This window comes from Croceicoccus sp. BE223, from assembly GCF_031457155.1.
Taxonomy (GTDB): domain Bacteria; phylum Pseudomonadota; class Alphaproteobacteria; order Sphingomonadales; family Sphingomonadaceae; genus Croceicoccus.
This window is the reverse complement of the sequence record NZ_JAVDWB010000002.1, coordinates 619,488-630,265: the sequence shown is the minus strand read 5'-3', so window position 1 is coordinate 630,265 and position 10,778 is coordinate 619,488. Positions and strand designations below refer to the sequence as shown.

Annotated in this window: 9 protein-coding genes; 4 read left to right on the top strand and 5 right to left on the bottom strand. The window is 67.9% G+C overall.

The window, feature by feature from the left end; genetic code table 11:
* Window positions 1-30 precede the first annotated feature (30 nt).
* A complete protein-coding gene (locus J2X37_RS07040; RefSeq protein WP_310019309.1) occupies window positions 31-1,878 on the bottom strand; it encodes a DUF885 domain-containing protein in 1,848 nt (615 codons plus the stop codon).
* 122 nt (window positions 1,879-2,000) lie between these two features.
* Between J2X37_RS07040 and J2X37_RS07035 the strand changes: the two genes are divergently transcribed.
* From J2X37_RS07035 to J2X37_RS07025, 3 genes are all read left to right on the top strand, one after another.
* On the top strand, window positions 2,001-3,041 hold the full coding sequence (locus J2X37_RS07035) for a quinone-dependent dihydroorotate dehydrogenase (RefSeq protein WP_310019307.1): 1,041 nt from the start codon (window positions 2,001-2,003) through the stop codon (window positions 3,039-3,041).
* Window positions 3,042-3,051: 10 nt separating this feature from the next.
* On the top strand, window positions 3,052-4,815 hold the full coding sequence (locus J2X37_RS07030) for a gamma-glutamyltransferase family protein (protein ID WP_310019304.1): 1,764 nt from the start codon (window positions 3,052-3,054) through the stop codon (window positions 4,813-4,815).
* Between the two features lie 70 nt (window positions 4,816-4,885).
* The gene (locus J2X37_RS07025; protein WP_310019302.1) at window positions 4,886-6,736 is read left to right on the top strand and encodes an AMP-dependent synthetase/ligase; all 1,851 of its coding nucleotides are present in this window, start codon (window positions 4,886-4,888) and stop codon (window positions 6,734-6,736) included.
* A gap of 22 nt (window positions 6,737-6,758) precedes the next feature.
* On the opposite strand, the gene J2X37_RS07020 is transcribed toward J2X37_RS07025, so the two are convergent.
* The 4 genes from J2X37_RS07020 to J2X37_RS07005 form a co-directional block, all read right to left on the bottom strand.
* Window positions 6,759-7,295, bottom strand: a complete 537-nt coding sequence (locus J2X37_RS07020) for a hypothetical protein (protein WP_310019299.1) — start codon at window positions 7,293-7,295, stop codon at window positions 6,759-6,761.
* Window positions 7,296-7,415: 120 nt separating this feature from the next.
* Window positions 7,416-8,102: a hypothetical protein gene (locus J2X37_RS07015; RefSeq protein ID WP_310019296.1), complete on the bottom strand. Its 687-nt coding sequence runs from the start codon at window positions 8,100-8,102 to the stop codon at window positions 7,416-7,418.
* Between the two features lie 6 nt (window positions 8,103-8,108).
* Window positions 8,109-9,107, bottom strand: coding sequence for a sulfur carrier protein ThiS (gene thiS, locus J2X37_RS07010; protein WP_310019294.1), 999 nt, complete (start codon window positions 9,105-9,107; stop codon window positions 8,109-8,111).
* A 69-nt stretch (window positions 9,108-9,176) separates the two neighbouring features.
* A complete protein-coding gene (locus tag J2X37_RS07005) occupies window positions 9,177-9,551 on the bottom strand; it encodes a MerC domain-containing protein (RefSeq protein ID WP_310019292.1) in 375 nt (124 codons plus the stop codon).
* A gap of 95 nt (window positions 9,552-9,646) precedes the next feature.
* On the opposite strand from J2X37_RS07005, the gene J2X37_RS07000 reads away from it, so the two are divergent.
* Window positions 9,647-10,759 (top strand): COX15/CtaA family protein, encoded by a 1,113-nt coding sequence (locus tag J2X37_RS07000; RefSeq protein WP_310019290.1) that lies wholly within the window; start codon window positions 9,647-9,649, stop codon window positions 10,757-10,759.
* The last annotated feature ends 19 nt before the right edge of the window (window positions 10,760-10,778 follow it).

Sequence of the window (10,778 nt, the reverse complement as noted above, 5' to 3'; positions counted from 1 at the left end):
TCGTTAGCATCTGCGGCGGAGGAGCGAAGATCAGCCCTTCTGCCGGGCGATCCACGCGTCGACATTTTCTTCCAGAATGCCGAGCGGCACCGATCCGGACTTGAGCACCTCGTCGTGGAAGGCGCGCACGTCGAACCTGTTGCCCAGTTCGGCCCGTGCCCGCTCGCGCAGCTCGAGGATCTTCATCTTGCCGATCATGTAGGCGGTCGCCTGGCCGGGATAGACGACGTAACGTTCCACTTCGCGGCGGATGTCCGGCTCGGGGTTTGGTGTCTCGGCCAGCAGGTAGGCGACCGCGTCCTCCTTGCTCCAGCGCTTGCGGTGGATGCCGGTGTCGACGACCAGCCGCGCCGCACGCCAGAGTTCGAGCTGAAGCCGCCCGAAATCCTGATAGGGATCGGTGTAGAAGCCCATGTCCTTGGCGAGCGCCTCCGAATAGAGGCCCCATCCCTCGGTATAGGCGGTGTAGCCGCCGAACCGGCGGGAGGCTGGCAGACCGGTCAACCCGGTCTGGATCGAGATCTGCATGTGGTGGCCCGGCAGGCCCTCGTGGTAGACCAGCGCCTCCATCTCGTTCGCGCTCATCGCCTTGAGGTTGTAGAGGTTGACGTAATAGGTGCCGGGGCGCGAACCGTCTTCTGCCGGTCCTTGGTAGAACGCCTTGCCGGCCACCGCCTCGCGGAACGGTTCGACCGGCTTCACCTTCAACGGGTCCTTGGGCAGGATGCCGAACCACTTGAGCAGCTCCGCCTCCATCGCGTCGATCAGCTTCTGGGTGTCGGCCAGATAGGCTTCGCGCGAGGTGTAATAGAAGCGCGGGTCGTCGCGGGTGAAGGCGAAGAATTCCTTGAGCGTGCCCTTGAACCCGACCTTGTCCTTGATCGCCTCCATCTCCGCGTGGATCCTTGCCACCTGCTCGAGGCCGAGCTGATGGATCTGGTCGGCGTTGAGGTTGGTCGTCGTGTATTCGGCCAGCTTCACGTCGTAGTACGCATCGCCATTGGGCACGTGCCAGATGCCATCGTCGGTTCCGGCCATCGCCTTCTGGCGCAGCATCTCGGCGCGCAGCGCGACGAAGGCGGGACGAGCCGAAGAGCCCCACGCCTGCCGCGCCCGCGTCATCAGGTCGGCGCGCTGGGCTTCGGTGATGTCGATCGCGGCGATCTTCGCGGCAAAGTCGTCGATGATGGCGTTGCCGGCGAAATCCGGGCCCTTCGCCGCGATCTGGTTGTCGATGTCGGACACCACCCGGTCGTAGACCCATTTCGGCGGCATCAGCCCCTTGTCGGCATTCGCCGCTGATTGCGCCACGGCGGGCGCGAACATCGCCGCGATGCCCCCGATCCGGTCGATATAGGCTTCGGCCTGCGCCAGGTCCGCGATCGAATGGGTGTTGATCAGGAACGAGGCGGGTTCGCTCTGCAGACCCGACATCTGTTCGAACGGATAGGCGTAGTCGCGATAGGGTCGCGCGGCGAGCTCCTGCTTGGCCATGTACTGGTAAAGGCGATAGCTCAGCGCGTCCTGCGGCGAGAGGTTTGCCGGGTCGAACCGGGCGCGCAACTTGGCCGCCGTGTCCTGGTGCAGCGCGAAAGAGGCGTCCTTGATGGCAGAGGTGTGGTCGCTCCACTTGCCGTAATCGGCGTCGCGAATGCCGCGATAGGCTTTCCATTCGGGCGAAAGGGCAAGTTCGGCGGCATCGTCGGCGGCGAACAACGCGGCAAGCTCGGTCGAATTGGCGACAGCGGCGGCCGGGGCAGGCGCGGGGGCAGGCGCTTGTGCAACCCCGGACGTCGGCGCGGCACAACCCGACAGGGCGAACCCCGCGACACCGGCAAGAACGAGCGAACGCAAGGAAACCGGAAACACACGCGACATGACAGGAAGCCTCTTTGGTTTCATCTGAAATCGGGCGCCGGTATCGCGCCTTTGCGCCGCGCGGGCAAGATGCTTGCGAGAGGTCGACAGGTCGATCGCCTTCGCATAGGCGCTGGGCCCGCATGATCTACTCGCTGCTACGCCCGCTGATCTTCCGCCTTGACGCCGAGGAGGCGCACGGCCTCGCGCTCGATGCGCTGAAGTCGATGCCGTCCTCGCTCCTGGCCAGCCCGCCGCGGCCCGATCCGGCGCTGGCGACGACGGTGGCGGGGATCGCCTTTGCCAACCCGGTCGGCATGGCAGCCGGTTTCGACAAGAACGGCGAAGTGCCCGACGCGCTGCTGCGCTGCGGGTTCGGCTTTACCGAACTGGGCAGCGTCACCCCGCGCCCGCAAGAGGGCAATCCGAGGCCCCGCCTGTTCCGCCTGGCCGAGGACGCCGCCGTCATCAACCGCATGGGCTTCAACAACGAAGGGGCCGAGGCGGTGGAGGCGCGGATGAAGCGGCGTGCCGGCAAACCCGGCGTGGTCGGCATCAACATCGGCGCCAACAAGGACAGCGCGGATCGGGTCGCCGATTATGCGACGATGACGCGGATCATGGCGCCTTACGCCAGCTATCTCGCGGTCAACATCTCCAGCCCCAACACGCCGGGCCTGCGCGCGCTGCAGGACGAAAGCGCGCTGACCGGCCTGCTCGACGCGGTGCTCGACGCGCGCGGCGATGCGGGGCCGCCGGTCTTCCTGAAGGTTGCGCCCGATCTGGAGCCTGCCGACATCGACGCCATCGCCCGCATCGCGATCGACAAGCGGCTGGGCGCGCTGATCGTGTCGAACACCACGATCACCCGCCCCGCGCTGGCATCGAGCCGCCGCGACGAGGGCGGCGGCCTGTCGGGCGCGCCGATCCGGGCGCTGGCGCTGCAACGGCTGCGCGATTTCCGCAAGGCGACCGGCGGCACCCTGCCGCTGGTGGGCGTGGGCGGGATCGCCACGGCGGAGCATGCCTGGGAACGGATCCGCGCCGGGGCGAGCCTCGTCCAGCTCTATTCGGCGATGGTCTACGAAGGGCCGGGCATCGCCGCGAAGATTGTGCGCGGGTTGCCGGCACTGATGGTGCGCGACGGGTTTTCCTCGATTGCGGAGGCGGTTGGCAGCGAATAGCGTGCCGCCCATGATGAAGCGTTTCCTTGCCGTTCTCGCCCCCCTCGCCATGGGCGCCTGCGCGACGGTTCCCGCCACTCATCCGGCCACTTCGAGCGATGCCAAGTCGTCGCCCGGAATGGTCAGCGCCGCCGATCCGCGCGCGGCAGAGGCGGGGGCGGCGATGCTGCGCAGCGGCGGCAACGCGACCGACGCGGCCATCGCGACGATGCTGGCGCTCAGCGTGGTGGAGCCGCAATCGAGCGGTATCGGCGGCGGCGGTTTCCTTGTCCTCGACCCCGAAGGCGACGGCGACCCGACCAGTTACGACGGTCGCGAAACCGCGCCCGCCGCTGCGGGGCCGGACTGGTTTCTCGACGCGCAGGGACAACCGATCGGGTTTCGCACCGCGGTCGAAAGCAGTCTCAGCGTCGGCGTGCCCGGCAATATCATGCTGGCCGCCAAGGCCCACGCCGATCACGGCGCGCTCCCGTGGGAGAGCCTGTTCACGCCGGCCATCGCCCTTGCCGAACAGGGTTTTGCCGTCACGCCGCGCCTGCACGCCTCGTTGCGTGAAAACCGGTCGACGGGCGGCCGGACCGATGCGTCCCGCGCGCTGTTCTATGGCGCGGACGGAGAGCCGGTGCCGGTGGGGACCCTCGTCCGCAATGCGGCGCTGGGCCGGTTCCTGCGCCGTCTTGCCGCCGAGGGGCCGCAAGCGTTCCAGACCGGCGAAAACGCGGTCGCCATCGTCCGCGCGGTCGAGGGCGACATGCCGGCACGGGCAGTCCCGCCAGCCGCAACGAACGTCCCGCTGATCCGCATGCCGACCGCGATGACGACGGACGATGTCGCGGGATATTCCGCGAAAGAGCGGCCCAGCCCCTGCGGCACATATCGCGTCTACCTGATCTGCGGCATGGGTCCGCCCTCGTCGGGCGCCACCACCGTCTATGCGATCGTCAAGCAGCTCGAACGGTTCGACATGGCGTCGCACGGGCCACAGGATCCCGTCGCCTGGCACCTCATCGCCGAATCGATGCGCCTCGCCTATGCCGACAGGGGCCGGTACCTCGCCGACAGCGATTTCGTGCCGGTGAACGTGACCGCGCTGATGGACGGCGCGTACCTTCGTGAACGCGGCCGGTTGATCTCTCCCGGCAGCACGATGGCGAAGGCCGAGCCGGGCGACATCCCTTTGCCCGTCGCGCTCGGCCATTCCGCGCCGCAGCCCGAACACGGCACCAGCCATTTCGTCACGGTCGACGGCAAAGGCGGCGTCGCCAGCTACACCTCGACCGTCGAGGGTGCCTTCGGTTCGGGGCTGATGGTCAACGGCTACTACCTCAACAACGAGCTGACCGATTTCGACTTTGCGCCGGTCGACAAGGCTGGCCGACCCGTCGCCAACCGGGTCGAGGGCGGCAAGCGGCCCCGCTCCTCGATGTCGCCCACCATCGTCTACGGCCCCGACGGGACGATGCGGCTGGCCATCGGCGCCGCGGGGGGCGCGACGATCATCGCGCAGGTCGCCAAGGCGATCGTCGGCGTCATCGACTGGGGCCTGACGGCGCAGGCCGCGATCGACCTTCCGGTGATCTTCGCGCCGGGCGACACCGTCTGGCTGGAAAGGGGCACTTCGCTCGAAGCCATGGCACCGGCGCTTCGCGCGCTGGGCCATGCCGATGTCCGCGTCCGCGAACCGGGTTTCAAGGCCAATGCGATCGAACGCGTCGGCGGGCAATTGCGCGGCGCCGCCGACCATCGCAGCGAAGGCGCAAGCGCTTCCGAGTAACTTGCCGCAGCGGAACGCGCAGCCTATCACGCCGTTCGGAAACGAGGATTGCATCAGGAGAGGTCGCCCTATGGCGAAAACCGCTGTGGGAGACAGCCACAAGGGGCCGGACGGCGCCACCATCGCCGATATCGACGATGCCCCCAATCTCGTGTCGCTGTTCCTCGACCGCGCCGACGCGCGCGGCGCGCAGCCCTTTCTCCACGCGCGGATCGACGGCGCATGGCAAGCACTGAGCTGGGCTGAGGTCGCGCGCAGGGTCGTGGTGCTGGCGCAAGGTCTGCGCGAGCTTGGCCTGAGCGACGGCGATCGCGTCGTGCTGGTCAGCGAAAACCGGCCCGAATGGTGCATCGCCGATCTCGCCATCATGGCGGCCGGGCTGGTGACGGTGCCGGCCTACACCACCAACACCACGCCCGATCATCTCCACGTGCTGGAAAACAGCGGCGCGCGCGCGGTGATCGTCTCCGGCGCAAAACTCGCAAAGCCGCTGCTTCCGGCGGTGATCAACAGCCCGTCTGTCGAACACGTCGTCGCCTTCGAGCCGATCCGGCAGGAACAGGCCGGGACGGTGCGGTTCCACGCGCTGGCCGACCTGCTCACCGGCGATGCCGATGCCGCGCGCGCGGCGGTCGACGAACGCATGGCCGGCGTGGGGCGCGGCGATCTTGCCTGCATCATCTACACCAGCGGCACCGGCGGCGCACCGCGCGGCGTGCGCCAGCACCACGGCGCGATCATGATGAACTGTTCGGGCGCAGCGCGGGTCATCGCCGAGGATTTCGGCTGGGGGCGGGAGAGCTTCCTGTCGTTCCTCCCGCTTTCGCATTCCTACGAGCACACCGGCGGGCAGTTCATGCCCATCTGCCTGGGCGCGACGATCCATTATTCGGAAGGGCTGGACAAGCTGGCCAGCAATATCGAGGAGGTACGCCCGACGATCATGGTCGTCGTGCCGCGCCTGTTCGAAGTGTTGCGGGCGCGCATCGTCAAGCAGCTGGCCAAGCAGGGCAAGCCGGCCCAGATGCTGGCCGACCGCGCCACGGCCTTGGCCGAGCGGCGCGCGACCGGGCGTTCCCGACCCCTGCTCGACGCTCTGGAGGACGCGCTCATCGAAAAGGTGCTGCGCCCCAAGGTGCGGGCGAAGTTCGGCGGGCGGATCAAGGCGATGGTTTCGGGCGGCGCGCCGCTCAATCCCGGCCTTGGCTATTTCTTCGACGGTCTCGGCCTGCCGCTGATGCAGGGCTATGGCCAGACCGAAGCCGGACCCGTCATCGCCTGCAACCGCCCTGCCGCCGGGATCAAGATGGATACCGTCGGCCCGCCGCTTCACGGTGTGGACGTGCGCATCGCCGAGGATGGCGAGATCCTCACCCGCGGCGAACTAGTCATGCACGGCTATTGGCGCAACGAGAGCGAGACGGCCAAGGCGCTCAAGGACGGCTGGCTGCATACCGGCGACATCGGCCATTTCGACGAGCGCGGACGGATCGTCATCACCGATCGCAAGAAAGACATGATCGTCAACGACAAGGGGGACAACATCGCGCCGCAGCGGGTGGAGGGGATGCTGACGCTGCAGCCCGAGATCGCGCAGGCGATGGTGAGCGGCGACCGCAAGCCCTACATCGTCGGCCTGATCGTGCCCGATGCCGAATGGTCGCGCGAATGGGCAAAGGCGAACAGCGTCGCGCCGGACTGGGCGACGCTGTCGGCCAGCGGCGAATTCCGCGCGGCGGTGCGCGCGGCGGTCGACAGGGTGAATGCCGATCTCTCGGTAATCGAGAAGGTGCGCAAGATCGACTTCGCCGACGAACCGTTCGGCATCGAGAACGAGGAGATGACCCCCTCGCTCAAGATCCGCCGCCACAAGATCCGCGACCGCTATGCCGCGCGGATCGCCGCGATGTACAAGAGCTAGCCCGCCGGTCTTTCGCGCCGCCTCAGTGGATTTCCGCCGATTGGTCCTCGATCCAGTCGGGATAGAAACCGGGGCGGCGCTTCGACCAGCCGGGCGCGCATGCGGCCGCTTCGCTGATCGAATGGAGCAGCAGCTTGCGCCGTTCGGGCACGATCTGCGGCAGCGCCGATGCGGCGCAGAACGCGGCGGGCAGCCACGGCCGCGCCTCCGGCCCGAGCAGTCGTTCGTAGAGGAAGCGATAGGCGGCAAAACCGTTGATGCACCCTTGTGCCAGGTCGAAGACGGTCAGCTTGATGAGCTGGCCGAGGAACTCGTCCATCCGCTCGCCCGAACGCATGGCCGGGAGCGAGCCGCGCAGCGCCTTCAGCTGGTGGTAGGCGCGGATCTGGCTGCGGATCGAGGCTGCCTCGTCGGCGTTGCGAGCCCACCGGTCGAGCGCGTCGGCGCGGGCCAGCCCGATGTCGAGACTGCGGCGGATATAGCGCTGTTCCGCCGGATCGAACTCGGCGAATTCGCGCAGTTCCGCGATGGCAAGTGACGGGGTGTCGAGCTGGGCCAAAACCAAATCCTCCTTCCGCGCGGCGGGCCGGGAGCGGTCCGGAGCGTGTTCCGACCATGCAGCCGACACGGTTAGAATCGGGTTAAGGCGAACAGCAATTTCGTAAACCTGGCCGACAGTTCAGGGCGCAATCCCCGCCGCCACGGCAAAGGCGGCGAGTTCCTCGGTCGTGTCCCGATAGCCGCCGGTGAGGCCCTCGGCGCGGATCCGGGCGACGTCGCGGGCGAATTCCACGGCAAAGGCCGGATGACGCACGCATTGCAGGGCCAGCGCATCGCGCGCCTCCGCATCGTGGCCGTGGGCGAGCGCCAGCGTGTAGATCCATTTGGCATTGACCGGTCCGCCCTGTGTCAGCGGGCGGCCGAGCGTGCCCAGCGCACGCAGCGGGTCTCCCGTTTCCTCGAACCACGAGATCGCCACCTCGCGCACCCTGGCGGCGACGATCTGCGCCACGAGCGGGCGATCGTCGGGTTCGACTACGTCGAAATCCCGCCCCGCGATGCCCGCCGCAAACGCAAGCTGGGTGGCGGATACGATACCGGCCAGCGGACCGTCGGCGTGCAGTTCGGGATGCGTCTGCATCCGGCGCCAGCGACGGACGGCCCGGGAATGGAGCGCGAGGGAAAACCGCACCCGCACCACCTCTCCGGCCCGGTTCGCGTGGTCGAGGTGCAGCTGGATCTCGTCGCCGAGATCGGCGCGCACCCGCGCAAGGCGGAGACCGGGTTTCGCGGTGAAGCCGAGGTCGGACAAGGCCGCGGCAGTCTGCCGCAAGGTGTCCTGCGCCGCCTCCTGCGGGGTTTCCACGGCGCCTTAGATAAGGCCTGCCAGCGGGCTCGACGGATCGGCGTACTTGCGCGTTCCCATCCGCCCGGCGCGATAGGCCGCGCGGCCTGCCTCGACCGAGAGCTTCATCGCGCGGGCCATCAGGACCGGGTCCTTCGCCTCGGCGATGGCGGTATTCATCAGCACGCCGTCGCAGCCCAGTTCCATCGCCACCGCCGCGTCGCTGGCAGTGCCGACACCGGCATCGACGAGCACCGGCACGTTCGCGCCCTCGACGATCAGGCGGATCGTCACCCGGTTCTGGATGCCGAGGCCGGAGCCGATCGGCGCGCCGAGCGGCATGACCGCGACGGCGCCCGCGCTTTCAAGCTGCTTGGCCGCGATCGGATCGTCGACGCAGTAGACCATCGGCAGGAACCCTTCCTTGGCCAGCACCTCGGTCGCCTTCAGCGTTTCGCGCATGTCGGGATAGAGCGTCTTCGCCTCGCCCAGCACCTCCAGCTTGATGAGATCCCAGCCGCCCGCCTCGCGCGCAAGGCGCAGGGTGCGGATCGCGTCCTCTGCCGTAAAGCAGCCGGCGGTATTCGGCAGGTAGGTAATGCGCTTCGGGTCGATGAAGTCGGTCAGCATCGGTGCCTTGGGGTCGGAAATATTGACCCGGCGCACCGCGACGGTGACGATTTCGGCCCCGCTCGCCTCTAACGCGGCGGCGTTCTGGGCAAAGTCCCTGTACTTGCCGGTGCCGACGATGAGCCGCGAACGGAAGGTGCGGCCCGCCACGGTCCAGCTGTCGTCGCCAAGGCCAGCGCCCAGGTCGCCGCCACCGACGAAATGCACGATTTCGAGCACATCGCCGTCGCCAAGGCCGACCGTTTCCAGAGTCGAGCGCGGGACGATGTCGCCATTGCGCTCCACCGCGACCTTGGCCGGGTCCAGTTCCAGCAGACGGGCGAGGTCGGCGATGCTGCTGCCGGCGGGGGCGCGGCGGCTCTCGCCGTTGACGGTGATCGCGATATGTTCAGCCATGACGGCGGACATAGCCGCTTCGCCGCCATGTTCAAGGCCGGCAGAGGCGCGCCGGACCTGCGACAAGGATCAGAACGAATGGAACCGCAGGTTGAGCACATGCGCGACCGCGACGCACAGCACGCCGGCGATGGTCAGCAGCGCTTCTCCCACGCCGTGCGGTCCGATCAGCGCAAGGGTCATCAGCGCAATGCCGAAACCGCCGAGGACGAGCGGCGCGATCCGCCCGTGGCGCCGGACACCGATGCCGATGGTCAGCGCACCGATGACGACCGCAAGCGCCAGGCCGTATTCGTGGATGGCCGGGGCCAGCAGCCATTCGCCGCCGAGGCCAATGATGCCGACCAGCAGGATCGAGCCGACGCAATGCACCGCGCACAGTCCCGAAAGGGCGATGCCGAATCGGTCCAGCTTGATGCGGGACAGGGGGGAGGGGCGGTCCATGCCCGCCGAGATATGTAACAACATATCATCTGGCAAGGGCGATCGCCGCTTCCCCTTGCGCTTTGCGACGAATCGCAGCAGAGGCGGGGCCGGACATGACTACGGCAATCCTCTCCTCGCAAGGTGCCGCCCGCCAGGCCGCGGCACGGCCCATCGCGCTGGCCCGCTGGCTGCTTTTCGTCGCCGCGCTCGTCATCCTGATGATCGCGGTGGGCGGGATCACCCGGCTGACCGAATCGGGCCTGTCGATCACCGAGTGGAAGCCGGTGACCGGCGCGCTGCCGCCGTTGAGCGAAGCGCAATGGCAGGCCGAGTTCGAGGCCTACAAGCGGATCCCCGAATATATCGAGGTCAATGGCCCCGCGGGCATGACGCTGGCCGACTACAAGTTCATCTATTTCTGGGAATGGTTCCACCGCCTGCTCGGCCGTTTGATCGGCCTGGCCTTTGCCCTGCCGCTCGCGTGGTTCTGGGTGCGCCGGTCGATTCCGGCAGGCTACAAGCCCCGCTTGCTGGCGCTGCTGGCGCTCGGCGGGTTGCAGGGGGTGTTCGGCTGGCTGATGGTGAAGTCGGGCGTCGGGACGGCCGCGATGTCGGACATGCGGACCGACGTGTCGCATTACTGGCTTTCCATCCACCTGATGACCGCACTGTTCACGCTGGGCGGACTGGTGTGGACCGCGCTCGACTTGCGCAATCACGCGCAAGGCCATCCGACCGCGCGGCTCAGGGGCTTTACCGTCGCGGTGCTGGCGGTGCTGGCGATCCAGCTGCTCTACGGTGCGTGGATGGCCGGGCTCAACGCCGGTTATGTTGCGGGCGGCGGCTTGCTGCAGTCGTGGCCGCTGATGCAGGGCTCGCTGTTTCCCGCGGGGATCGACTGGTCGCACGGGCCGCTCCATGCCTTTACCGCCGACCCGTTCCTCGTCCACTTCATCCATCGCTGGTGGGCCTTTGTCGCGGTCGCCGCGCTGGTGCTGATGGCGCGCAGGCTGCGGGTGAAGGATCGCGGCATCTCGGTCGCCATCCACATCGCCTTCGGCACGCAGATCCTGCTCGGCATCGCCACGATCTGGACCGGCATGGCGCTGTGGGTCGCGGTCGCGCACCAGGTGACGGGCGCGCTGGTGCTGGTCAGCACGGTATGGGGTGCTCACGCGCTCGGCTATCGCGATCGCATGCCCGGAAGCATGCTGCGCCAGGCGTAACGAGGCGCTCGGCGACGCT